The following is a 24,018-nucleotide window of genomic DNA, read 5'->3' as shown; positions in this document are numbered from 1 at the left end:
TAGGGCCACAATTACCCTACAAATTTCTTCCCTTACTGATGAGCAAGCATTTGCTGAATTTCTCCGCTACCCTGGCTACGGCCGCTACGTTACTGGCGGCTCCAGCGGCGCAGGCCCAAATCGTCACCCCCCAGCCCAGCCCCAAAAGCACCGTGACGCAGCGTGTGGGCCTGACCGACGTCACCATCGTGTATTCGCGGCCCAGCGTGAAGGGCCGGAAAATATTTGGCCAGGTGGTGCCGTTTGGCAAGCGCTGGCGCACGGGCGCTAATGCCACCACCACCATCAAGTTTTCGGACGATGTAACCGTTGAGGGCAAGAAGGTGCCAGCCGGCGAGTACGGCATCTATACCATCCCCAATAAAGCCGAGTGGCTCGTGGTACTCAACAAGAGCACCAAGCAGGGCGCCGATGTCGACGGCTTCAAGGACGACCAGGACGTGGCGCGCTTTACCATCAAGCCCTATCAGCTGCCCGGCTACATTGGCCCCAATGCTCCGACGAAGGATCTGGGCAAGGTCGAGACCTTTACCATCGACTTCACCGACCTCACCCCCGCCACCGCCAACGTGGCCATGGAGTGGGAAGTGACCGGGGTCAAGTTCAAGATTACGGCGGATGTAGACGCCAAGGTAATGGCGCAGATTGACGAGAAAATCATCAAGAACGCCGCCCCCACCCCGGCCGACCTGGCCGCGGCCGCCGTGTATTACTACGACAACAACAAGGACCCTAAGCAAGCGCTAGCGTGGATGGAAAAAGCCAACGCCAGCGACGCCAAGTTCTGGAACTTGCACACGGAAGCCAAAATCCGCCTCAAGATGAAGGACTACGCCGGGGCCGCCAAGGCCGCCGAAGCATCGAAGAAGGCCGCGCTGGCAGCTACGCCGCCCAATGGCGAGTACGTGAAAATGAACGAGGACTTGCTGGCGGAAGTAAAGAAAAAGGGCAAGTAAGGGGCCTGAGCCGCCCGTGCCCCTGCTGGCTACTTAATACCAGACACCAAAAAAAGGAAGAAGCCACTGCGTAGCTGCAGTGGCTTCTTCCTTTGCGTTAATCCACTGGCAAGCTTCCTTGTTGACTGCGCGCAACGGGCGTGGGGCCACTGGTACGCGCCGAAATCACGCCGGGTTAGCCCAGCGCTGCGTTCAGGGCTACAATGGCGGTCTGGTACTCTTCGCGGCCCACGACAAACTGAATGTTCACCTTGCGCAGGGCAACCCCCGCGCTGCGGATGTTAACGCCGGCTTCGGCCAGGGCCCCGGCGGCGCGGGCCAGTAGGCCGGGCTCGTCGATGTTGGAGCCGATGAGGCAGACCAGGGCCGCGTCTTCGATGGTAACCTTCTCGTAATTAGCGTTGAGGGTAGCCAGCAGCGCTGGTTTGAGGTCTTTCTGCCCGATGAGCAGGGTGATGCTGTTGGCGCTGGTGGCCTTGAAGATGTAGCTCACGTCGAGCTCGTAGAACACCTGCATGAGGCGCAGGTCGAAGCCGGCCGTACCCACCATCAGCGGGTCGTGGATGTCGATTATCACCACTTTATCGGTACCGGTGATGACTTCGACGTGCTTACGGGGTGAGACGAAGTCGCGGGTGATGAGCGTGCCGGGGTGGTCGGGCTCGAAGGTATTTTTAATGCGCAGGTCGATGGCCTTAATTTCGAGGGGTTTCGAGGCTTTGGGGTGGATGGCCTCCATACCGACGTCGGCGAGCTGGTCGGCCACGTCGTAGTTGGTGAAGCCTACCGGCCGGCAATTCGCGAGGCCCACCAGCTGCGGGTCGGCGGAGCAGAGGTGGTATTCCTTGTGAATAATGGCCTCCTGCGGCCGCACGGCCACGGCAATCTTGCTGAAGGTAACTTCCGAATAGCCCCGGTCGAACTCGCGCATGATGCCCTCAGTACCCTTGGTGTAACCGGTGGCCACGCAGATGGTACTGGCGAAGTCGATGTCGGCGAAAGCCTGCTGAATGCGCTCGTCGATGGTCAGCGCCCGCACGTCGTCGAACCCGCTGAGGTCGATCAGGGTAGCATTCACCCCCCGGTTTTGCAGGATGTTCACCGAATTAAAGGCCGAGTGCGCCTCCCCGATGGAAGCCAGGATTTCGCGGGCCGCCTGCAGGATGTGGGCGCTGTTGACGTAGCCCGAGGCCAGCACGTTGGTGAGGCTTTCGAGGTAGGTTTGGGCCTGGTTGATGCGCCGCTGGATGGCCGCGTCGGCCACGGCCAGATCGAGGCCCAGGGGCTCGTACGATTTGTTCAGCGCTTGCAGCTTGATGGCCACGTCGTGCAGCGCCTGCCGGAACTCCTGGTGCTGGGTGATGTGGTGGTAAACGCCCGGAGCCCCGGTTTTTTTGTTTTCGAGCAGCCAGTTGGTGACGTTGGCGTAGGCTGAAACCACGAAAATGCGGTTGTACAAGGCCGCCCCCTGGCGCTTATGGAAAATGATGTTGGCGAGCACATCGCCGAAAGCGGCCATGGAGGTACCGCCGATTTTTTCTACTGTAAGCACGTGGTTGTTCTGGAGGGCCTCACCCCCCGCCCCCCTCTCCGGGGGAGAGGGGGAGCCACGGCGGCGCGGACGAAGCGCTGTTTATCAAAGAGTATTATCTAGAAATAGGTCATTTGGATTGTTCATCCAAATGACCCACAAGGCAAAAGCGCAATATAAGGAAAAACGCCGCCGTGGCTCCCCCTCTCTCCCGGAGAGGGGGCCGGCCCCGGAGGGGTCCCGTGAGGCCACTACTTCCCATAGGATATCATATTAGCAATCAGCCGGTACGCCCCTGGCACTCCCGCGGGCAGCTCCCGGAAGAAAGATAGCCCGGTGTAGATGTAGTGTCCTTTTCCGTAGTCCGCCACCAGGATGGCGCTTTCCTTGGCGGTTTCCTCTGGGTCGTGGCTTGAAATAATGGTCTGGTACTTGGGGTCCCACTGCGAGGGGTAGTACAGGCCCTGCTCCTGCACCCAGCCCCGGAAGTCCTGCTCGGTGATTTTGTTGGGCTGGTTCAGCAGCGGGTGCTGGGGCTTGAGGAAGGTAACCGGGGCATCCTCCACCGCCACGCGGTCGTTGCTCAGCGTGAATGGGTAGGGGCCGATTTGCGGCAGCACGGTGCCGCGGCTCACCACGTACTGCACGATAACGTTGCCACCGCCTTCGATGTATTGCAGGATTTCGGGCTGCTGGGCTTTGAGCCGGTCCACGGTGTTGTAGGCGCGGATGCCGACCACCAGGGCATCGAACTGCCTGAGGCGGGCGGCGCTGAGGTCCTCGGGCTTGAGCAGGGTCACGGAGTAGCCGATTTGGCGCAGGGCGTCGGGCACCTCGTCGCCGGCGCCCATGAGGTAGGCCACGTTCTGACCACGGCGCTTCAGGTCGAGCTTCACCAGCGGGGCCACGGCCTCGGGGAACAGAAACTGGGTGGGGATGTGCGGGTACTCAATTTTCTGGATGCCGCGGCCGTAGGTCTGCCCGTCCACGGTGGCGGTGGCGCGTAGCTCGGCGCGGCCGGCCGCGGCGCCGGCACTGGGCTGCACCTGGAAGTTCACGGTCAGCTCCTGGTCTTTGGCGGCGAGGTTGAAGGGCTCGCTGGCGGGCTCGCTCTTCCAGCCGGCGGGCAGGGCCAGCACCAGGTTGCCGCTCACCCCGGCGCGCCCGGCTCGCAGGGTGACGGGCACCGTTTTGGGCTGAGCATCGGCGAAGACGTAGGAGCGGGCGGGTGGCAGGTTCACCATCACGGGCGGTACCACGGCCAAGGGTTGGTAGAACTCGCCGAGTACGGGGTCGGTGTGCTTGTATTGGACGGGAATGGCAAACGACATTTTTTGGCTTTCCTTATTACTAGCCAATTGAATTAAAAGCTGGAAAGGAACTGTAATAGCGTGAGGATTTTCGGGCAGACCAACCAATTCATCGAGCATTAAATTCGAGACATCGTGCCCAGGGGTTCCCATCATCCTTGTTGTATTTATGCCCTTTTCATCAATCCTGTACATACCAATTGTAGCAGGACCAGTGAGCCAATAAGGTTGAGTCAAGCTCAATCCTGAAGGAATTTTAAAATCCAATTTCTGAGCATTCAGTTTACCACTTGCCAGCTTAATCAGTTGCCCCCCTTCTTTGCTTCCCCAAGAAGTGCTTGAATCAAAAGCAACAACCCGATAGCTAGCATTAACATTGGATGGGTTTAGAACTTGCAAGTTGATTTTAATAGCCTGGCCTGTTGACACACTCGACTCATCCGCTGTTGCTTCGAAGTAAACACCTATGCAAGATTGAATTAATTGGTCCACTACTCTCAATTTGGCTTTTGTCCAAAATTGCGTCGTAGCGTAAGCGGGTGCCTCTATCTGTGGGTTATCAACAGTTAGCATTTTGAACCTCCCGTTCAACTTCAGAAGTTGCTCCCGCACCTTCAGCAGCCCCGCCACGCTGGCGCTTGGGTTGCTCGCATCATACTTCTGAATTACTTCCTCAATCAGCTGGCCCACGGCCGCGCCGCCGGGCACCCGGTTCCAGGTCTGGTCCACGCCTTCGAATAGGTCTTTGGTGGCCTTGTCGCCTTTCACGGGCTGGAAATACTCCAGCGCCTCGCCGCGCGTGGCGGCTGAGCCGAAGCCCTGGCTGCGGTGGTTGGAGCGGCTGCGGGCCGCGATTTCGCCGTAGCTCTGGCCCAGCAGGGGGTTGTAGCCGCCGGCGTCGAGTTTGAGGTAGCCCTCCATGTTTTCGCCGGGCTTCACAAAGAAGCTGCCAGTGTTCCAGAACAGACGCTTGGGCTGCCAGGGCTGCACGTATTTGAGCTGCTCGGGGAAGCGCTTGGGGTCGCCGGCGGCCTCGAAGGCTTCGGCGGCGAGGATGGCGCTGGCCTGGTGGTGGCCGTGGCCGGCGCGCGGGTCGGGTGGGAAGCGGGTGATGAGCACGTCGGGCCGGCGCTGGCGGATAACCCAAACCATGTCGGCCAGCACCTGCTCCTTATCCCAGATGGTGAAGGTTTCGGCGGCCGTTTTCGAGAAGCCGAAGTCGTTGGCCCGGGTGAAAAACTGCCGGCCGCCATCGAGGCGCCGGGCCGCGAGCAGCTCCTGGGTGCGGATGACGCCGAGGCCCTCGCGCAGCTCGGGGCCGATGAGGTTCTGGCCGCCGTCGCCGCGGGTGCAGCTCAGGTAGCCGGTTTCTAGCAGGCGCTCGTTGGCCAGGTAGGCGATGAGGCGGGTGTTTTCGTCGTCGGGGTGGGCGGCAATGTATAGCACCGAGCCCAGTATGTTGAGCTTTTTCAGGCCCAGCAATATTTCCGAGGAAGAGTAAGCTTTGGGGGTTTGCGCTCGGGTTTCGGGGAGCAGGGAGCAGGAAACCGTGAGCAATGCCACGAGGGTCAGGAAGCGGAACGATGAGCGCATGAGCGAAGAAACCGGAATTGAAGCCGCGAAGTTACCGGATGGCACCCGCTGGCCGGATGGGCCGTGGATCCGGACGCGCACCCCAACAACAGCGGCCAGATCGACCGTATGCAACAAGGCTGGCGCCGGGCACGTCTTTACCCCAATGCTACGTTAGTGGGCCGAACGCCCTTTCTTTGTTACCGCGCCGCCTTTTTTCGGCTTTTTATCTTATTCCTTTATGAACCTTGCCCTATCTCGCGTACCCCTACCGGTACTCCTAGCCGCCACGCTGCTCTCGGCCTGCGCCCGCCGGCCCCAAGCCAGCTCGCCCGTGGCCACCACTGCCGTGAGTGCTCCGGCTCCGACCCCAAGGTCGGCCCCGGCGCCCAAAGTCAAGCCCGCTCAACCGTCTATTGGCGACCTCAGCTCTTCGCAGTGGTATTTGAAAGACCCCGAACTCGACAACGTGCCGGGCGTGGGCGTCACCCGCTCCTACACCGAGCTCCTGAAGAACCTGACGCCCCAGCCCGTCGTGGTAGCCGTTATTGACTCGGGCATCGACACGGCCCATGTCGACCTCAAATCCGTGCTGTGGACCAACCCCAAAGAAATTCCCGGCAACAAGATTGACGACGACAAGAACGGCTACGTCGACGATGTGCACGGCTGGAACTTCCTCGGGGGCCCCGACGGCCGCAACGTCAATGCCGAAACGCTGGAAGTGACCCGCATCGTGGCCGCGGGCCGCACCCGCTTCAAAGGCAAAACCGCCGCCACCGTCAAGCCGACCGAAAAGGCGGACTTTGCTCTCTATCAAAAAGCGGAAAAAGTCTATGCCGGGCGCCTCAAGGAAGAAACTTCGCGCAACCAGCAGGTGGAAAGCATGACTGGCCCGCTCACCACCATGGTCGACAACATGAAGCAGGCCCTGGGGGTCTCGACGCTGGATACGACCACCCTGCACAACGTAAAAACCGACGACCCCAATCTGCGCCGCGCCGCGGCCGGCATGCTCGAAATGATGCGCCAGACCGGGGCGGCCGACACCGATGCGCTGCTCAAGCAACTGGCCGATGGCGCCAAGCAAGAGCGCACCCTGCTCGACAACTCGCTCAACCTGAAATTTAACCCGCGCGCCGACATCGTAAAGGATAATCCCAACGACCTGACCGAGCGCTACTACGGCAACAACGACCTGCACGGGCCCGACCCGCTGCACGGCACCCACGTCTCGGGTATCATCGCGGCCGTGCGCGACAACCAGCTGGGCGTGCAGGGCCTGGCGCCCAGCACCGTGCGCATCATGACGGTGCGGGCCGTGCCCGATGGCGACGAGCGCGATAAGGACGTGGCCAACGCCATCCGCTACGCGGTCGATAACGGGGCCCAGATCATCAACATGAGCTTTGGCAAGGAGTTCTCGCCCCAGCGCCAGGCCGTGGAAGCGGCCTACAAGTACGCCGCCAGCAAAAACGTGCTCCTGGTACACGCTGCCGGCAACGAAAACAACAACCTCGACTTGTTCGACAACTACCCGGCCTCGTTTTACATCAACAAAACCCCCGTGCCCAACCTGCTCACCGTGGGCGCGTCCGGCCCCCGCGACAACGCCGAGCTGCCCGCTGACTTCTCCAACTACAGCAAAAAAGCGGTCGACGTGTTCGCGCCCGGCGTGTCCATTTTCAGTACCTTGCCCGGTAGCACCTTCGGCAACGAGAACGGTACTAGCATGGCCTCGCCCGTCACGGCGGGCATAGCGGCGGTTCTTAAGGCGTACTTCCCCAAGCTGTCGGCCACCGACCTAAAGCGCATCATCATGCAATCAGCTCAGGTGCACCACACCAAGGTGCGGGTGCCCGGCACCAATAAGCTAGCCGATTTTTCTACCCTCTCCGTCACAGGCGGCGTCGTGAATTTATACGAAGCCGTCAAGCTGGCGCAAAAAGCTTCGCTATAACCTCTGGTATCTGACTTGCTTGATGCATAAAACCGGCGAGACTCCTCACTTAGAACGATTCTCAAGTCAGGGTACCGTTTTTTAGGAATTAAGAATGAAGAATTAAAAATTTGACCAGCCAATTTTTAATTCTTCATTCTTCATTTTTAATTCCTATGGGAGAACTGCTCTAGCTCAATAAAAAGGCCCGCGATTGCGGGCCTTTTTATTGAGCTATTGGTGAATTTACAGGCTACCAGAGCTTTTCTCCGCCGCCGCACTGGGTACCAGGGGCAGGTTACCCTACTACAACGCCCTTTTCCTCTTTTCGGAAGTGGTTCAGGACCAGCTTATCCGTCAGCCCCGGCAGCCACTTATTCAGAAACACCGTGAGTTTTCCCTGCCCCGTGAGTACCAGCGTGCGTTGGCGCTGCCGCACGGCTTTGAGCAGTTGCTCGGCCACGGCTTCGCTGCTCATCATGGCACCTTCGTCGCGCGGCGACTCCCCTTGAGGCGAGCCGTCGGCGGCCAGCGCTACCTGACGGATATTGGAAGCCGTGAAGCCCGGCGCGGCGGTGAGGACGTTGACGCCCTGGTCGAGCAGCTCGGTGCGCAGGGCTTCCAGAAAGCCGTTCATAGCGAATTTCGAGGCCGAGTAGCCGGTGCGGCCCGGCAGGCCGCGGTAGCCGGCAATGCTGCTGATGCCCACGATGCTGCCCTTGCGCGCTATCAGGTGCGGCAAGGCAAACTTGGTGGTGAAAACAGTGCCGAAGAAATTGGTTTGCATGAGCCGCTTGATGACTTCAAGCTCAGCATCCTGAAAGCGGGCCCGCATGGAAATCCCGGCGTTGTTGATCAGCACATCGAGGCCGCCGAAGCGGGCCACGGCTTCGCGCACGGCCCGCTCGGCCGCTTCTTCGTCGCCCACATCGGCCCGGATGGCCAGGTTAGCCACGCCCGCCGCCGTCAGGGCCTCGGCGGTGGCGGCTAGCCGAGCCTCGTCGCGGCCAGTAAAAGCCACCTGGTAGCCGGCGCGGCCAAAAACCAGGGCGCACGCCTGGCCAATGCCCGAAGTGCCGCCCGTAATAAGAACTGTTGACGTTGGCATAACCTTAAAAATAGGGGCTCCTGAGCCGTGAGAAAGCGGTAGAATAGCGGCGCAAACTTACGGCCGGGGCCTGCGATCCTGGCTCAGTCCGGGCCCGTGGAGCTGCCAGGGCCTAATCAGCAGGCGGCACGGAACCCGGAAAATGCGTCACCAATCCGTTAAATCTGTGCTCTACCTTTGTTCCTCTTATGAGCAGAGCTAAAAATATCCCCGTCGAGGCCCTTCGCAACGTCAAAATTCAGGACCTGGTGGCCGAAGGCAAGTGCCTGGTCCGCGTCGACAACCTCGTCATCTTTGTTTCCCAAGTCGCGCCGGGCGACGTCGTGGACTTGCGCGTCACCAAAGCCAAAAAGAGCTTCCTCGAAGCCGTTCCGGTGAAGTTCCACTCCTATTCGGAGCAGCGCACCACGCCGTTTTGCCAGCACTTCGGCGTTTGCGGCGGCTGTAAGTGGCAGCACCTCACCTACGACGCCCAGCTGCACTACAAGCAGCAGCAGGTGGTCGACCAGCTCACCCGCATCGGCAAAGTGGCGCTGCCCGCCATTCCGTTTATCCTGGCCTCGCCGCAACGCACCTACTACCGTAACAAGCTCGAATACACCTTTAGCGACAACGGCTGGCTAACCACCGAGCAGATCAACGACGATACCCGGCAGTACAACCGCGAGGTGCTGGGCTTCCACACGCCGGCCCGCTTCGATAAGATTATCGACGTGGAACATTGCTGGCTGCAGCCCGAGCCCAGCAATGAAATCCGCCTGTTTATCCGCGACTACGCTCACCGGCACCTGCTGGCTTTCAACAACCTCGTGCGCCAAACCGGCCTGCTTCGCAACCTCATCATCCGCACGGCCCAAAGCACCGGCGAGCTGATGGTGATTTTGCAATGCTACCACGCCAGTGAAGCCATTGAGCCCCTGCTCGACGCCCTCTACGCCAAGTTTCCCAGCATCACGTCGCTGAACTATGTGCTCAATAGCAAGGGCAACGAAACCTTCCACGACCTGGACGTCATCACCTACCGGGGCAAGCCCTATATCGAGGAAGCCATGGAAGGCCTGCGCTTCCGCATCGGCCCCAAGTCCTTCTACCAAACCAACTCCGAAGGCGCCCACCAGCTCTATAAAGTAGCCCGCGAGTTCGCCGACCTGCGGGGCGACGAGTTGGTGTACGATCTGTATACGGGTGCCGGCACCATTGCCAGCTTCGTGGCCCACCGGGCGAGGAAAGTCATTGGCGTCGAGTACGTGGCGCAAGCCGTGGCCGACGCCCACGTCAACGCCGAAATCAACGGCATCACCAACACCGAGTTCTACGCCGGCGACATGAAGGACATCCTCACCGCCGAGTTCACCGCTCGCCACGGCCGCCCCGACGTTCTCATCACCGACCCGCCCCGCGCCGGCATGCACCCCGACGTAGTAGCCCGGCTGCTGGAGCTGCGCGCTCCCCGCATCGTCTACATCAGCTGCAACCCCGCCACCCAGGCCCGCGATCTGGAAATGCTCGACGCCGCGTATAAAGTCACCCGCGTGCAGCCGGTAGACATGTTCCCCCATACCCACCACGTGGAGAACGTGGTGGCCCTGGAGCTGAAGTAAACATGAATGAAACTTTAAAAATTATTTGTGCTGAAAGTTCCGGCGTTCCAATTCTACTCTGTCCGGCAGAATTTGCTAGTCAATGGGAAGGAACTCATGAACCTAGCGACGGAAGAATAATCAAGGCTGTATTTCATTTGAATGGCCCCGAAGGTACGCATGTTGATTACGACCGAGCCTGTGATGCAGCGGGTGAATATGTAAATGTTATTAAAATTGGTGCGGGTCGGGCATTGATTTTTGGTGATGAAATACCGGCTATGTATTGGGTTGATTCCCAAACATTCAATGGCGGATATGCTCTCACATGGCTTTTCCTACCTGAAGAAGACGAGCCTGATTACAAAGAATTAATACAGACATTGTCTGACTCTTTCTTCACTGACACTGGTCATTCTATCACCTGTTATAACAATGGGTTCTGGCTATTTCCATCCACTCAGAGCCCACAGGACGTTCATTTTTTCCAATCCGTAGAGGTGCGTTGCCCAGCTGGTACTTACAACGCCGCAATTGGTTTTTATAGAAAGCCTGACATTAATCTTCGTATCATAAAAATTCAGCGGCAAGACTAAATGGATTACTTCAACGACCCCGAGCTGAACGGCAAATACCTGGGCACCATCACCAAGGACTTCGCTACCGTTTCTGACACCCTGCTCGAAGCCTCCGCTCAGATTCGTAAGCGCGACATCAGCGAGTACCCCATCTTCGTGTTTGCGAAGCAGGAAGTACCCTTGGGCGGCCTGCTGGTGAATGCCGACGAGCTAAACTTAGAATGGCACGTCTTCGCCAGCTACCTCGAACTGTTCGTGCAGCAAGGCATTGTGGGCGTCGAAGGCATCGAAAGCTTCCGGGCCACTTACAAAGATGCCGACGAGTTTTGCTGCCTGTTCGTGCTCGATGAGCAATTCACCAAATTCGTCTTCGTACCTTATCCCGAAGATTAACTCACGTCACTCTTTCCTTGTGACTTCCTGCTGGCTGTCGGCGGGCGCTTCTCTTCGCTCAAACATGCCGTAATCGCGCAACACTTGGGCCACCCGCAAGCGATAATCCACGAAAACCTGGTTGCGCCCTTGCGCTTGGGCATGACGGTGCAGTTCCAGATTACGCCACTGGCGCACGTGGTCCTCGTGCTCCCAAAAAGACAGGGAGAGCAGCTTACCCGGTTGGCTTAGGCTTTGAAACCGCTCGATCGAGATAAACCCCGGCATTTGTTCCAGCACCGGCCGCAAGTCGGCCGCCAGGTCCAGGTATTCCGATTGGTGCGCCGCATGGGGCAGGACTTCGAAGATGACGGCAATCATGGGGCCGGCAGCCTAAGGGGCTCCGCTAGAAAGCTACGGACCTCCTGGTACAGTTCAAAGCGGCTCTTCTCCAAATGCGCCACATGGGTTGCCCGACCAATGACCACGTACCGCTTGACCGGCGCCCGGGTCAGGCGGCGAAACATGGCATCGGCCGCTTCGGCGCTGGGCAGTTGGTCCCATTCGCCGCGCATCAGCAGCGTGGGCACCGCAATGCGGGATGGGTCGTAGTAGCACTGGCCGGCCCCGCACCCTAACAGGTCTACTTCCCACCCCGATGGGAAGCGGACAGTCGGCGAGCGGCGCGTGGCCGCCGTCGGGTCGCTCTGCAACCACGCCACCGGCCAGGTCGAGGCCAGCTCCAGGGCCAGCACCTGGGCTTCGCCGGCCGGCACCCCCGCCCGGAACTGGGCCACCCGCTCCGCCGGCGTCATATCCTGATAGGCCGGTGGCGGGACCGGCGCTTCCTCCTCTTTCACCGTTGATTGCGTGGGTGGAAAAGGCGCAAACAAGACCAGCCGACTAATTCTTTCGGGGTGTTGGCTGGCGTAGTAGGCGCACACTGTCGCGCCCCAGGAATGCCCCACCAGGTATACCTGCCGGGCCCGGGTGCGCCGCAAGATGGCTTCTACGGCGCGGTCTAGATCCTGCGCCACCTGCCGGCCGGTGCTGAAGCTCGGGTCCTGGGTGGCGGCCTGCGCCATTTGGGGGTAGCGGTCCGAGTGGCCGTACCCGAGAAAATCAAGAGCATAGGTGTCATAGCCAACGGCGGCCAGGTCATCCATCCAGGAGGTGCCACCCAGGCGAAAGCCCGCCGACAAGGCCGAGGGAAACGACGCTCCGTGCACAAACAGGACCGGCACCGTTTGTCGGGCCCGGGCCGGCGGCAGATGCAGCACCGACAGGCGGAGGCCCGGCAGTCGACTGTCGATTTGAAATCGCTCGAAGTCTGGAGGGACCGCGCCAGACAGCAGTGGCCCCAGCCATAAGAACAACAGAGAAAGGTAGGAGCGGAAACGAATGAACATGTTATCAGGAATGAGTGCGAGCGCAAAGTTTTGCATCTTTGCCACGCTACATTTCATCTCCGCTTTAACTATGCCCGTTACGGAAGATACCGACGCTTTTCCAACGCTGCTCGGGCTAGTGGGAGAACCAGCTCGGGCCCAGATGCTCTGGCAATTACTGGACGGCCGGGCCTTGACCGCCACGGAGCTAGCGCACCACGCCAGCGTCTCGCCGCAATCGGCCAGCGCGCACCTGGGCAAGCTGGTGGCCGCCGACTTGTTAGCGGTGGAATGCCAGGGCCGGCACCGTTATTACCGTTTCGCCCGCCCCGAGGTAGCGTATGCCCTCGAGGCCCTGGCTAACCTGCTGCCGCCGACGCGTCGCCCGGCTGAGCGGCCGCCCACAGGGCTGCGGTACGTGCGCACGTGCTACGACCATTTGGCGGGCCGCGTAGCCGTCGAGATTTGTCAGGCGCTGCTGCAACGGGAGTACCTGCGCGAAGCGGGGCCGGAATTTGTGCTGACGTCGGCCGGGCACGCGTGGTTTGCCGACTTGGGGCTGGCCCCCGTCGACTTGGTTGGAGCGGGTCGCCGGGCCCTGGCGCGGCCCTGCCTGGACTGGAGCGAGCGCCGCCCCCATTTGGGCGGGGCCCTGGGGGCGGCGCTACTGCGGCAGCTCTTAACGCGCGGCTGGCTGCGGCCCACCTCGCAAGCCCGCGCTGTCGTCCTCACGCCTACCGGTCAGGCGGCGCTGTATGAGCGGCTGGGACTACGGGTTCTGCTTTAGAAGAGAAGTAGGGTAAGCTAAATTGAATTGCTAAATGATTATTAGCTTATCGTGTTGTTAAAGGGGCTGTTCCCAAGCCAGCAATCGACTACGGATAAGCTATCGACGCGTCGCGGGCACCCTGCACCGGAAAGCCCCTTGTGTGGCGACATCCCAGGTGCGGAAGCCCTGGGCCCGGAAGCTGGAATCTTGCCGGGCCGCGTACCAGATTTTGCATGAGGAGTCGAACACCACCCAGACCCGGGGCCCAAACACGGCCGCCACGGTTTCGGGTCGGAGCCGGGCGTTGCGGCGCAGCACCAGCACGTCGACGGCGGTGGGCTGGGTAGCCGAGGAAATCCGGGTAGCGACGAAGCCGATGCGTAAGCCCCGCCACTGGGCCAGCACCACGGGGCCGGGTTTCCGAAACCCCTGGGCGCTGTCTGGGTCGGCGACGCAGTGCACGGGGATGGTGGTGCCGCGCCACCCCACGGCATACCGCGGGCTCCGGGCCTGGCGCTGAATGAGGCCCGGCAGCAGCCGGTACGTGCGCTCGGTTTCCGTGAGCGGCAGCGAGTCGGGGGTGACAAACTCAACCGCCGCGCCTTGCCAGAAGCCTACCGCCGAGCGGCGCGGGATGCTGTAAACGATGAACTCGCGCGTGGCCGCCACCGCCCGCGCCGCGGCTACCCGGCTCCCAGCGTAAACCACCGCGAGCGCCGCCAGCCCACCCAGCCAGCCCAGCCGGCGGGTGCTGAGCCAGGCCAGCCCGGTGGCAATCAGCCCGAAGAGCAGTCCCATTTGCAGGGCCGACACGTGGATGTCGCGCACGACCCAGCCCGCCAGGTGGCGGCTCACCCAGAAGATGCTTTCGTTGAATAGCCACACCAACTGCTCGAACAGCCAGGCGGCCCCCCGCGGCAGCCAGTCCAGCCACGCGGCGGCTCCCGCCGGCAGCACCGCCCCCAGCGCCAGCGCCACGCCTTTGAGCACTAGCAGCCCGATGCCCACGTACACGGCCCAGCTGGAGATGGGTACCGCCACGAGGTTGGCGAGCAGGAAGCTGAACGGAAACTGATGAAAATAGTACAGGCTCAGGGCAAAAGTGGCCACCTGCGCCGCCAGCGACAGCGCCACGGCCTGCCACACCACATTCAGAAACCCGCCGACAGCCTGCCAGGCCCGCTGCACCAGCCGCGGCTGCCAGGGCCGGCGCCGGGCGTAGAAATACGCCGCCACGTCGAGCTGGCGCGCAATGCGGGGCTGCCCGTACACGATGCTGAGTACTGCCAGAAACGACAGCTGAAACCCAACGTCGGCCACCAGAAACGGATTCCAGAGCAGCAAACCAAACGCTGCCACGCCCAAGGTGTTGAAGATAGAATCCTGCCGCCCAAAGGCCCGCCCGAGGATGATTATCGTGAACATCACGGTGGCGCGCAACACCGAGGCCGATAGGCCGGTGAGAAAGGCGTAGCTCCAAATCACGGCCAGCCCCAGCAGCGCCGACCACAGCCGAAACCCGCGCGCCCGCCCCAGCAGCTTGCGCAGCAGCCACGACACGGCCGCAAACAACAGGCCCACCTGCAAACCCGACACCGCCATGATGTGCGTGGTGCCGGTGGCCGTGTACGCCTGCTTGGTGGCCGCGTCCACGTCGTCCTTTAGGCCCAGCACTAAGGCCGAAGCGATGGCGTACTCCCGCTTGGATTTGATGTAGTGCCGAAAAACTTCGTCAAGCCGGGTGGAAGCCCGCATGCTGACGGCAATGAGCGGGTTGGGTGGGTCCAGACGCAACACCCGATACTGGTCCGGGTGCACGAACTGCTGGTGGTAAACCTGCCGCAGCTCCAGGTAGCGGCGGTAGTCGAACTCGCCCGGGTTGAGCGGGGGCTTGCTGGGGCTGGGGTGCCCGTTGACGAGCCAAACTTCGCCGTACTGCGGCGCACCCAGGTCCGTCGTCCGCGGCAGTACCACCCGCACCCGGCCCGAGGCCCGGCGCCAGCGGCCGGCCACGCGCACGGCTTGCACGCGCAGCGTAGTGGCGAAGGTAGTAGGCCGCGCTACGGTGTAATCATCAACCACGGCCTGGTAGCACTCCACCTGATCGGCCCAGCGGAGGAGGTGGTCGGCCCGGCGGCTTTCGGTGGCCTGCTGCGTAAGCGCGGCCCCGCAACCAGCCACCGCTAGCAGGGCCAGCGCGCCAGCCGCATCGGTGGCGGCGGGGGTATGCTGGCGCACACTCCAGAAGATGAGCAGCGTAGCCAGGGCCGCCAGGGCGGTGGCGTACGGCCAGAGCGCCGGTCCCGTGGCTCCGAAGTAGAGGGAGCCCGCGATGCCGACAATCAGGGCCGGTGTGTACCGCACGAAAGGAAACATGGCCCAGGTTATCATGAGCGGGTGGTGGAAGCCAGGAATGTATTAAGATGGCAATGTATGAGTTTATACAGAAAGCAGGGCGCCCACCTACTTTCTCACCGCTCAGCCCCTTACCCTGACACTCCGCAACCACCCGCTTGCCATGCGCTCTTTCTGCTGCCTAAGCTTAGCTACCCACCCACAAACGATATCCAGCACCACTGGCGGCACAGTCAGCCTCTTTAACGGCTGAAAAAGCACTACTTCTCCCCTGCTTCAGCGGGCGCGACTTTCGCCCACTCAACAAGGCAAAGGCTGTTACCTACGTGAGTACCATTTTATAGTGCTGGATATTGGCTTCTTCGAACATCTCCCCCACTTTTTGAAACCCCTGCCGCTCGTAGAAGGGTATGGCCCGCAACTGGGCATTCAGATACACGAGTGCGTCGGGCCGCTCGGCGCGCACGTCGGCCAGCACGACGCCCAGCAGCGTGCTTCCGATGGCCTGGTTGCGGAACCCGGGCAGCACGGCAAACCGCTCCAGCTTTACGCCGTGGTCGGTTTCGCGCCAGCGGGCGGTGCCGGCCGGAGTGCCATCGGCGGCCCGGGCCAGGTAGTGGCGGGCATCGCGCCGGTCGTGCTCGTCGTATTCGAGTGCAGATGGCACGGCTTGTTCTTCCACGAATACTTTCTCACGGATGGTAAAAGCCGCGTCCAGGTCACGCAGGTCTGTGATGCGGTGGGCAGTGGCGGAAGGGGTAGGTTGCATGGATATAAGCCTTGATTGGAAGTTTGGCTCAAAAGTCGCACCTAGCAGGGCCATCCTGGTTCTTTTTCACTTCGAAGCTATTTGCGTATATTAAAAACGGTCCTGCTTCGACCAGCGGATGCCAGCTAGGGTGGGAGGACAATCGCAGACCTTTACTGGGTGCGACGATATGAGCTCAACGATGCGGAATGGGGCGCCTGGGGCCGCTCTTGCCGGGCAAAGTAGGGAACGCAGGCCGTTCAGCGGCCGATAACCGGCTGTTTTTGAACGCTGTGCCGTGGATTGCCCGCAGCGGGGCGCCGTGGCGGGACCTGCCCGAACGGTTTGAGCCGTGGAACTCGGTGTACCGGCGCTTCCGCCGCTGGGCGCAAAAAGGCGTCTGGCAGCGCGTGTTCCAGGCCGTACAGGACCCGGCCCTGGACTGGATGATGCTCGATTCGACCAGTGTGCGGGCCCACCAACACGCGGCCGGGCAAAAAGCAGCGCCCCAGCCGAAGCCCTCGGCCGTTCGCACGGGGGTTTTACCAGCAAGCTCCACGCCGTTGTAGACGCGCTAGGCTAACCCGTTGCGGCTCGCGCTGACGCCGGGCCAGCAGGCCGATTGCACCGTGGCCGCTGACCTGTTGGCGGGCCTGGCCGTCGGGGCTGTGCTGGCCGATAAAGCCTACGACACCGACGCCGTGGTGGCCGAAATCAGCCGGTCTGGTACCGCCGTCGTTGTGCCCAGCAAACGCAGTCGGCACACCACCCGGGCGCTGGACCAGAACCTGTACGCCGACCGCGACAAAGTCGAACGCTTTTTTAATCGCCTCAAGCAGTACCGCCGTCTGGCCACCCGCTACGAAAAAGCCGCGGCCTCTTTTCTGGCCTTTGTGCATTGTGCCGCTATCTTCGTTTGGATCCTCTATATTGTCAACACGCCCTAGGGATTAAATTAGGTCTCGTGCCCACGTAGATTGACCCATCCGCTAGCTTAGCAGCGAGAAGAAGCGCCGCCCTGGCAGTTGGCGGCTTGCGCCGGGCCCGAAAGCAACGGCCGCAGTTTCTTCTTGCTGTTCCCCCACGCATCACCTACGTGTATATGGCTCCCGAAACAGAGGTTCCCGCCCCCGAGCTGTGGCTGGAGCGCCACGGCGACGAGCTTTACGGCTACGCGCTGCAGCGCGTGCACGACGCCGATTGCGCCGAGGACCTGGTGCAGGAAACCCTGCTCAGCGCTCTCCACGCCCTGCCCACCTTCCGGCAGGACGCCTCGGAGCGCACCTGGCTGTTCGTCATTCTCAAGCGCAAAATCATCGACCACTACCGCCGCGCGGCCCGCTCGCCGCTGGTCCCGTTGGGTTCGGCCTCTTCGGAAGAAGCCGAATTTTTCCGGCCCGAAGACGGGCATTGGCGCGAAGCGCAGTACCCCCAGGCCTGGAACGTGCGCGCCGACGACCCCCTGGAGCAGCAGGAGCTGCGCGAGGCCATGGCGCATTGCCAGCAGAAGCTGCCCGCCCGCCACGGCGCCGTGTTCGCGCTACGCTTCGTGGAAGACCTGACGGCCGAGGAGATTTGCCAGGAACTGAGCCTCACGCCGGCAAACTACTGGGTCATCGTGCACCGCGCCAAGCTGCACCTGCGTAAGTGCCTGGAGAAAAATTGGTTTGGGCTCCAACAAGCCTCGTAGCCGCCCATGCTGAATTGCCACCAAGCCACCCTGCTCATCGAGCGCACCGCCGGCCAGCCGCAGCGCGTGGGCACGCTCATGCCCCTGCGGGTGCACCTGCGCCTGTGCTACCTGTGCAGCCGCTACCAGCGGCAAAGCTTATTGATTGCCCAGGCCGCCCACTACCCCAGCCACCGCGGCCCGGTGCGCCTGCGCGAAGACTTCAAAGCCCAGCTACAAGCGGAAATGCAGCGCCGGCTGGCGGCAGGGGGATAAGGCTGCTCAAAAGCCGAGGTAAAAAACGCCAAAACGGTTCTTCTCGGCACCGTCGCCCGCGCGGGCCGCCGTGGTCTTCGCCCGACGCTCCCGCAGGGCGGGTTGGTTGGCGTAATTGGGGGCAACCGAAGCGGCACTCGAGGGGCGACGAGTGAAAGGTTGAGCAAACTACGTGGCGCGTAGCGGCTGGCTTAGCAGGGCGCGCAAGGCCGGCTTCGGCGTCAGCCGTACATTTGACCACTTGGTTGTCAGGGTTCAGGGTGATAAACCTCCTTTCCCATGAGCCATTCCACCGCTTCCCCGGCCGCCTTGCCTGCCGCAGACTGGGCCGACACGCGCCAAACCCTGCACCTCTGGACGCAGGTGGTGGACAAAACCCGCCTGGCCCTGAGCCCCATGCTCAACCACTGGTGGCAGGTACCGCTCTACGTCATGCCCTACGGCCTGAGCACCAGCCCCATGCCCTACGCCGCGGGCTCGTGCGAGGTGGTGTTCACTTTCACCGGCACTAGCTGCGGATGCACACCAGCACCGGCCGCCGGCCTCGCACTGGAGCTGAAGCCCCCTCGGTGGCCGATTTTTAACGGCTCCGAGGTGGCCCTAGCCGGCAACCGCTACCATTCCCACGCCACCCCGAACGTGTACTGGTTGCCCGAGTAGACGTTGCGCAGCTTGCCAAAGCCCGTGGCCCAGTCGGCCGTGGCCGACAGGTGCGGGGTGACGGTGTAGCTGGCGCCCAGCCCGGCCGTGGAGTAGGCCACACCCTCGCCCAGACCGATGGTGCCGAACTTGCCCAGGTCCGGGGCCGTCACGTTGTCGAGGGTGCGCTCGGTGGCCATAAGCCAGAGCTTGCCGAAGAGCTGGTAGCCCACCTGTGCCCCGTAGCTGTACTGGTCGGTGAAGCCGCCGGTGCGCTTGTTGTAGCCCGCGTTCAGCGTGAAAAAGGCGGGCAGCTTGCCCAGGCTGTGCGAGAGCGCGGCGCGGGTCCACACGTTCCATTCGCCGTCGCCGGTGGGCAGGCGCAGGTAGAGGCTGGGGTCGGCGATGCCCTGGCCGAACTTGTTGGGGTCGCCCAGCGGAGCTTCCACGGCCACGCCCACGGCCAGCGGCCACCGGCCCGTGAGCAGGCCGTAGCGCAGGCCGATTTCGGGGTCGCCCACGCCCTGGCCGGGCGTGAGGTCGGGGAAGGCGGCCCGCCGGAAAAACGGGAAGCTGAGCGTGGCTTCGAGGCGGTCGATGAGCCCGTATTCGCCGTACAGGCTGTACACCTGCTGGCTGAACGGGGCCGTGCTGATGGTGCCGCCCGTGAGCGGGTGGTAGTACGCGGTGTTGACGGTGGTGAGGCCCACTTTCGCGTAGCCTTTGCCTTTTTTGCGGATCCAGCCGCCGCCGGCCTGGGCGGCCGGGGCGCTCAGCAGCCCCAGGGCCAGCAGCGCGCAAGCCGGATGAGTAAGGCGTAAGGTCGTCGGCATGGCTATCGCACCAGGGCGGCCCCGAAGTTGTACATCGCCAGGTCGCAGTGAATGATGACGTGCGTGTAGCCGGCGCTGCCGCCGGTGATGGGGAGCGTCTGGGCGCCGTCCACCACGATGGTGCCCACCCGAAGCACGTTGGCGGGGTCAGCGGCGCGCTGCACGCGCACCAGGGCATCCGACTTGGCCAAGTACACGCCCAGCGAGCCGGTGTGAAAATCGGTGCGGAAGTTAGCCGCGAAGCGCACCAGCTCCGCGCCGTTGGCGTCGCGCTCAATGCTCACGGTGCCGCTGCTGGGCACGCCGCCCTGGGGCTGCATAGTGCCCGTGCGCACCATGGCGGTACCGGGAGCCGGCGTGGTGGGGGCCGGCGCGGTGGTGCCGCTGCCGGGCGGGCCCACTATTTCCTTGTTGCAGGCCGCGAGCCCGGCGGCCCCGGCCAGGAGCAGCAACGGCGTCGTTCGAGTGAGCAAAAGCTTGCGCATACTAAGTGCTGAAAAAGGTAAAACGAAGAAGTAAGTCAGTCTGCCAGGGAACCGCTCGTCGGAACGGATGAGGCTATGGCTCCCCCAAAAGCCGCTGATGCTGAGGGCTGTCGCGGCGCTATCGAAAGATAGTAGGCTGGTGACCAGATTGCGGGGGTGCGGTGCCTCAATTAATTCAGCGCCGCACCCCCAGCCAGTGCCAATGCCCCCACGCCCACGATGTGCCGCGAGGCGTGCTCCTGCACCAGCACCACGGCGCGCAGGTTCCGGGGGTTCCATTGGCGGGCCAGGTCCAGGGGCACGGTGGCCATGAAGGTGCCATCGGCGCGCACGGTGCCCAGCGGGCGCAGGGCGCGCACCACCGAGGCGTGGCGCAGAAGGCGGCCCGAGTTTTCGCCCCGGCCCACTTGCGACGACAAGCCGGCTTCGGTGAGGGCCAGTAGCACGTCGGCGGCTTTGGTGCCGGCGGGTAGCTGCGACACGTTCACGGCCAGGGCGCCATTGGCGGCGCGGGCCAAGCTCACCGTGGCGCGGGGGGCTTTGGCGGCTTTGAGCACGGTTTCGGCCAGTTCCTGGCTGCTGCCCACGAACTCGTAGGTGCCGTTCACCACGGCCTGCGGGGTGTAGGTGCCCTCGCCGAAGCCCTTAGCGTACTCGCGCTGGCGCTCGGTGAACTCGGGCGAGGAGAACGGGTCTTTCCAGCCGAGCCGGTTCCAGTAATCGACGTGCTGGCCGAGGGCGATGACTTCGACACCGGTCAGCGACTGGCTGGTTTCGAGCTCCCGCAGCGCGGCGTCGGCCGCGGGGCAGGACGAGCAGCCTTCCGAAGTGAACAGCTCCACCACCACGGGTACGTTGGCGACGCCCGGGTTAGGCGCCCTAGGCGAACTCATCATGCGGGCACTGGTGAGTGCGGTGGCCGAGGCGACGGTGAGCAAAGGGAAAAGCGTGAGGGCAATGCGTTTCATGATGGAAGGGAAAGGCGTGAGGAAAAGAAGCTGGCTCCCGAAGGGCTGGACGCGGAGCAGGGCGTAACCTTGCACCCGCGTTTGAAAAAGTTTTTTTCGTTCGAAAAAGTGCAACGAGTCGCTTATCAAGCGGCAGAAAAGACTTTCAGACAAGCGCAGCCACCAACTCCGAAAGCGGCGCCAAGCGCGCTCATTCCGCATCGTTAGAGTTCCATATCGTCGCACCCGGTAAAAGTCGGTGATTGTCTACACACCCTAGAGCAGGACGTTACGCTTGGCCCTGGTCCTCGCCGATGCCGGTTACGACGCCCCCCTGGCCGAGTGGACGCGGACCCACTGCGGCTGGCGCTTGGGAACGGCACCCGGGCTCAGCGGCACCGCGGCGTTTCCCCAGCCCCCACGCGCTGGGTCGTGAAACGCTCCAGCAGCTGGTGGCAGTGGAACCGGCGCCTGAGTCGCGACTTCGAATGCTTATCGGACGCCGCCGAAGCAACCATCTATCAGATAAAGGATCTAAATAGCGTTGGCTTCCACAAAAAAGCCCTGGCTAGTTGCCAGGGCTTGGGGCTTTACAGGGCCTGCTCGTGGTTTACCGGCAATTCAGGCTCGGTTTCGGGAGCGGGCAAGCCGCTTTCCTGCGCGTGTAACTCCCGCAGGCGGCGCTCGTGGCGCTCGTCGCGGCGCTGGCTACCATTCTGCTGGGCCTGGCGAGTCATTTCTTCGGTGTCGAACTTATCGTAGGCCTCCACGATTTGCCTCACTAGGCGGTGGCGCACTACGTCCTCGGAAGACATTTCGACGTAGCCGATGCCTGGCACGTTCTTCAGAATGTCCAGCGCCTGCATCAGGCCCGACTTCTGGCGGGTGGGCAAGTCGATCTGGCTGCGGTCGCCGTTCACCATCACCTTGGCGGTGGGGCCCATGCGGGTCAGGAACATTTTCAGCTGCGAGGGCGTGGTGTTCTGGGCCTCGTCGAGCAGCACGAAGGCGTTGTTCAGCGTCCGGCCGCGCATGTAGGCCAGGGGGGCGATTTCAATGATTTTGTTTTCCTGGAAAAACTTCAGCTTTTCGGCCGGGATCATGTCTTCCAGAGCGTCGTAAATTGGGCGGAGGTAGGGGTCGACCTTCTCCTTCATGTCGCCGGGTAGAAAACCGAGGCTTTCGCCGGCTTCGACCACGGGGCGGGAGATGATGATTTTCTTTACCTCCTTGTTCTTGAGCGCCCGCACGGCCAGGGCCACCGAAATGTAGGTTTTACCCGTGCCGGCTGGACCCAGCGTAAAGGTCAGGTCGTGCGCCATTACGGTGTCGACCAGGCGTTGTTGGTTGGGGGTTTTGGCTTTGATCACGCCGCCCTTGGCCCCGAATAGAATGACGTCGGGCGAGGCGGCCAGCACGCGACCTTCCGCCTCTTCGCTGGTGGCGGACAGGTACTGGTTCACGGTCTTGTCGGTAATCTGACCGTACTGGTGGTAGTGCTCGATGAGCGAGGAAAGCAGGTCGTTGATGCGAGCAATAACTTCCGTCTGGCCCTGGATTTTGATTTCGTTGCCGCGGCTGATGATTTTGGAGCCGGGGAATGCGGCGGCCAGCTGGCGAATGTTTTGGTTGTCGGGGCCGAGGAAATCGACCAGAGACATGTTTTCGAGGGTGATGATTTTTTCGACCAAGTTGGAAGAGAGGGGAAGAGGGGAAAAGAAAAGGGAGACAAAAAAGGCCCGCTTTCACCCCAAACCGGCTACTTTTGCCCTAGTTCGGGTGAATGAACAATACTACGAAAAACTACGCAACGGCGGGCATGGGCTTGATAACTTTGCTGACAGATTTTGGCTACCGCGACCATTACGTGGCGGCGCTGAAGGCGCGGCTGTTGCAACTGGCGCCGACGACAACCGTGGTCGATATCAGCCACGGCGTTGAGCCCTTCAACATCGCGCACGCCGTTCATGTTCTCCAGGCGGTATTTCGGGATTTCCCGCCGGGCACCGTGCACGTCATCGGCGTCGACGACCACGGGGCCGGGCCCGAGCCGGGCTGGCAGGCCGCGCTTTTCGCGGGTCATTATTTCGTCGCCGCCGACAATGGCATCCTCGCCTTGCTCACCAACGGGCAGCCCGCGGAGCTGGTGGCCCTGCCGGCCGCCGTCACCCCCTCCCCCACCCGCGACGTGCTGCTGCCCGCCGCCGTGGCCCTGGCCCAGGGCGAGCCCCTCAACCGCCTCGGCCCCGTCGTCACAAAATTTCATCAGCTGAACAACCGCCAGGTGCGCCTGCAAGACCACCGCATCACCGGCCACGTAGCCCACGTGGACCACTACGGCAACCTAATTACTAACATCTCCCGCACCGCCGTCGAGGCTGTCGGCCACGGCCGGGGCTTTGCCGTGCACTTCGGGCGCGACGTGGTGCGCGAGCTGCACCCCCACTTCTCGGCCGTGCCACCCGGCGAGGCCGTGGTCGTGTTCAACAGCCAGAACTGCTTGTGCCTGGGGATCTGCCAGGGCAATGCCTCGGAGCTGCTGGGCCTGCATTTCGATTCGCAGGTGGACGTCCGGTTCACCGTGGAATAAGGTGCGCGCTTACTTAATTGTCCCTATAAAAAAGCCCCAAATCGTTTGATTTGGGGCTTTTGCTGAAGAGCCGACGGCCGGAGCTCGGCTAATTGGGCCTGAGCCTTGGCTCAGTGCCCGGACGCTTTACTTACTGGCTGCACCGGCGGAATCAGGAGCGGTGGTAGCGGCGCTGTCGGAGGCCGCGTTGGTGTCGCTCGGCACCACGGTGGCCGTTTTGTCGGCTTCGGTTTCGGTGGGTTTGCTGTTGCAGCTGCTTACCAACAAGCTGCCGGCCAGGGCCGGAGCCACGAGCCAGGCGAACACGGCCGGGCGGGAAATGGGGAGTCGCATGAGAGAGAATAGCAAATGGTGAAAAGAAAGGAGTAGTGGC

General features: G+C 62.2%; 22 protein-coding genes and 1 pseudogene. 11 read left to right on the top strand and 12 right to left on the bottom strand.

Translation table 11 applies throughout. The annotated features are described in order from the left end of the window. The first annotated feature begins 38 nt into the window (after positions 1–38). Entirely contained in the window at positions 39–956 is a 918-nt protein-coding gene (locus IC235_RS06975) for a DUF2911 domain-containing protein (protein WP_191004451.1), read from the top strand. A gap of 175 nt (positions 957–1,131) precedes the next feature. On the opposite strand, the gene IC235_RS06970 is transcribed toward IC235_RS06975, so the two are convergent. Both IC235_RS06970 and IC235_RS06965 read right to left on the bottom strand, forming a co-directional pair. Next, positions 1,132–2,508 (bottom strand): aspartate kinase, encoded by a 1,377-nt coding sequence (locus IC235_RS06970; protein ID WP_191004450.1) that lies wholly within the window; start codon positions 2,506–2,508, stop codon positions 1,132–1,134. Positions 2,509–2,738: 230 nt separating this feature from the next. Further along, entirely contained in the window at positions 2,739–5,390 is a 2,652-nt protein-coding gene (locus IC235_RS06965; protein WP_191004449.1) for a PIG-L family deacetylase, read from the bottom strand. Between the two features lie 220 nt (positions 5,391–5,610). Here IC235_RS06965 and IC235_RS06960 point away from each other — a divergent pair, with 220 nt between their 5' ends. Next, positions 5,611–7,329, top strand: a complete 1,719-nt coding sequence (locus IC235_RS06960; RefSeq protein ID WP_191004448.1) for a S8 family peptidase — start codon at positions 5,611–5,613, stop codon at positions 7,327–7,329. Between the two features lie 277 nt (positions 7,330–7,606). Here IC235_RS06960 and IC235_RS06955 read toward each other — a convergent pair whose 3' ends face one another. Continuing rightward, positions 7,607–8,416 (bottom strand): SDR family oxidoreductase, encoded by an 810-nt coding sequence (locus IC235_RS06955; RefSeq protein ID WP_191004447.1) that lies wholly within the window; start codon positions 8,414–8,416, stop codon positions 7,607–7,609. Between the two features lie 188 nt (positions 8,417–8,604). Between IC235_RS06955 and rlmD the strand changes: the two genes are divergently transcribed. From rlmD to IC235_RS06940, 3 genes are read left to right on the top strand one after another with little or no spacing between them, the layout of a single operon-like run. Then, positions 8,605–10,017 carry a 23S rRNA (uracil(1939)-C(5))-methyltransferase RlmD gene (gene rlmD / locus IC235_RS06950; RefSeq protein WP_191004446.1) on the top strand — a complete coding sequence of 471 codons (1,413 nt, stop codon included), beginning with the start codon at positions 8,605–8,607 and terminating at the stop codon, positions 10,015–10,017. A gap of 2 nt (positions 10,018–10,019) precedes the next feature. Further along, positions 10,020–10,592: a hypothetical protein gene (locus IC235_RS06945; RefSeq protein WP_191004445.1), complete on the top strand. Its 573-nt coding sequence runs from the start codon at positions 10,020–10,022 to the stop codon at positions 10,590–10,592. After that, positions 10,593–10,967: a hypothetical protein gene (locus tag IC235_RS06940; protein ID WP_191004444.1), complete on the top strand. Its 375-nt coding sequence runs from the start codon at positions 10,593–10,595 to the stop codon at positions 10,965–10,967. Between the two features lie 6 nt (positions 10,968–10,973). Here the strand turns inward: IC235_RS06940 and IC235_RS06935 are convergent, their stop codons facing one another. After that, positions 10,974–11,327, bottom strand: a complete 354-nt coding sequence (locus IC235_RS06935; protein WP_191004443.1) for an antibiotic biosynthesis monooxygenase family protein — start codon at positions 11,325–11,327, stop codon at positions 10,974–10,976. Further along, the gene (locus IC235_RS06930; RefSeq protein ID WP_191004442.1) at positions 11,324–12,355 is read right to left on the bottom strand and encodes an alpha/beta hydrolase; all 1,032 of its coding nucleotides are present in this window, start codon (positions 12,353–12,355) and stop codon (positions 11,324–11,326) included. The genes IC235_RS06935 and IC235_RS06930 overlap by 4 nt, the downstream gene beginning before the upstream one ends. Before the next feature lie 70 nt (positions 12,356–12,425). Between IC235_RS06930 and IC235_RS06925 the strand changes: the two genes are divergently transcribed. Then, a complete protein-coding gene (locus IC235_RS06925) occupies positions 12,426–13,121 on the top strand; it encodes an ArsR/SmtB family transcription factor (RefSeq protein ID WP_191004441.1) in 696 nt (231 codons plus the stop codon). Positions 13,122–13,220: 99 nt separating this feature from the next. On the opposite strand, the gene IC235_RS06920 is transcribed toward IC235_RS06925, so the two are convergent. Both IC235_RS06920 and IC235_RS06915 read right to left on the bottom strand, forming a co-directional pair. Then, the gene (locus IC235_RS06920; protein ID WP_191004440.1) at positions 13,221–15,494 is read right to left on the bottom strand and encodes a ComEC/Rec2 family competence protein; all 2,274 of its coding nucleotides are present in this window, start codon (positions 15,492–15,494) and stop codon (positions 13,221–13,223) included. A gap of 286 nt (positions 15,495–15,780) precedes the next feature. Then, complete coding sequence (locus IC235_RS06915) at positions 15,781–16,227, bottom strand: GNAT family N-acetyltransferase (protein ID WP_191004439.1); 447 nt, start codon at positions 16,225–16,227, stop codon at positions 15,781–15,783. A gap of 188 nt (positions 16,228–16,415) precedes the next feature. Here IC235_RS06915 and IC235_RS06910 point away from each other — a divergent pair. From IC235_RS06910 to IC235_RS06895, 4 genes and pseudogenes are all read left to right on the top strand, one after another. After that, positions 16,416–17,153: pseudogene (locus tag IC235_RS06910) on the top strand (IS5 family transposase). A gap of 155 nt (positions 17,154–17,308) precedes the next feature. Further along, positions 17,309–17,896, top strand: a complete 588-nt coding sequence (locus IC235_RS06905) for a sigma-70 family RNA polymerase sigma factor (protein ID WP_191004438.1) — start codon at positions 17,309–17,311, stop codon at positions 17,894–17,896. Positions 17,897–17,902: 6 nt separating this feature from the next. Then, on the top strand, positions 17,903–18,151 hold the full coding sequence (locus IC235_RS06900; protein WP_191004437.1) for a hypothetical protein: 249 nt from the start codon (positions 17,903–17,905) through the stop codon (positions 18,149–18,151). 279 nt (positions 18,152–18,430) lie between these two features. Continuing rightward, complete coding sequence (locus tag IC235_RS06895; RefSeq protein ID WP_191004436.1) at positions 18,431–18,811, top strand: DUF5996 family protein; 381 nt, start codon at positions 18,431–18,433, stop codon at positions 18,809–18,811. Here the strand turns inward: IC235_RS06895 and IC235_RS06890 are convergent. From IC235_RS06890 to IC235_RS06875, 4 genes are all read right to left on the bottom strand, one after another. Beyond that, complete coding sequence (locus IC235_RS06890; RefSeq protein ID WP_191004435.1) at positions 18,766–19,623, bottom strand: hypothetical protein; 858 nt, start codon at positions 19,621–19,623, stop codon at positions 18,766–18,768. The genes IC235_RS06895 and IC235_RS06890 overlap by 46 nt on opposite strands. 2 nt (positions 19,624–19,625) lie before the next feature. After that, positions 19,626–20,108 (bottom strand): hypothetical protein, encoded by a 483-nt coding sequence (locus IC235_RS06885; RefSeq protein WP_191004434.1) that lies wholly within the window; start codon positions 20,106–20,108, stop codon positions 19,626–19,628. Between the two features lie 170 nt (positions 20,109–20,278). After that, the gene (locus IC235_RS06880; protein WP_191004433.1) at positions 20,279–21,076 is read right to left on the bottom strand and encodes a DUF1223 domain-containing protein; all 798 of its coding nucleotides are present in this window, start codon (positions 21,074–21,076) and stop codon (positions 20,279–20,281) included. Positions 21,077–21,645: 569 nt separating this feature from the next. Further along, the gene (locus IC235_RS06875) at positions 21,646–22,746 is read right to left on the bottom strand and encodes a PhoH family protein (protein ID WP_191004432.1); all 1,101 of its coding nucleotides are present in this window, start codon (positions 22,744–22,746) and stop codon (positions 21,646–21,648) included. 92 nt (positions 22,747–22,838) lie between these two features. Between IC235_RS06875 and IC235_RS06870 the strand changes: the two genes are divergently transcribed. Beyond that, positions 22,839–23,645, top strand: coding sequence for an SAM hydrolase/SAM-dependent halogenase family protein (locus IC235_RS06870; RefSeq protein WP_223847127.1), 807 nt, complete (start codon positions 22,839–22,841; stop codon positions 23,643–23,645). Between the two features lie 126 nt (positions 23,646–23,771). On the opposite strand, the gene IC235_RS06865 is transcribed toward IC235_RS06870, so the two are convergent. Further along, positions 23,772–23,978: a hypothetical protein gene (locus IC235_RS06865; protein ID WP_191004431.1), complete on the bottom strand. Its 207-nt coding sequence runs from the start codon at positions 23,976–23,978 to the stop codon at positions 23,772–23,774. Positions 23,979–24,018 lie beyond the last annotated feature (40 nt).

The sequence above is a fragment of the Hymenobacter montanus genome (assembly GCF_014699115.1).
GTDB lineage: Bacteria > Bacteroidota > Bacteroidia > Cytophagales > Hymenobacteraceae > Hymenobacter > Hymenobacter montanus.
The sequence above is the reverse complement of the archived record's forward strand: the minus strand, read 5'-3'. Positions and strand labels throughout refer to the sequence as shown.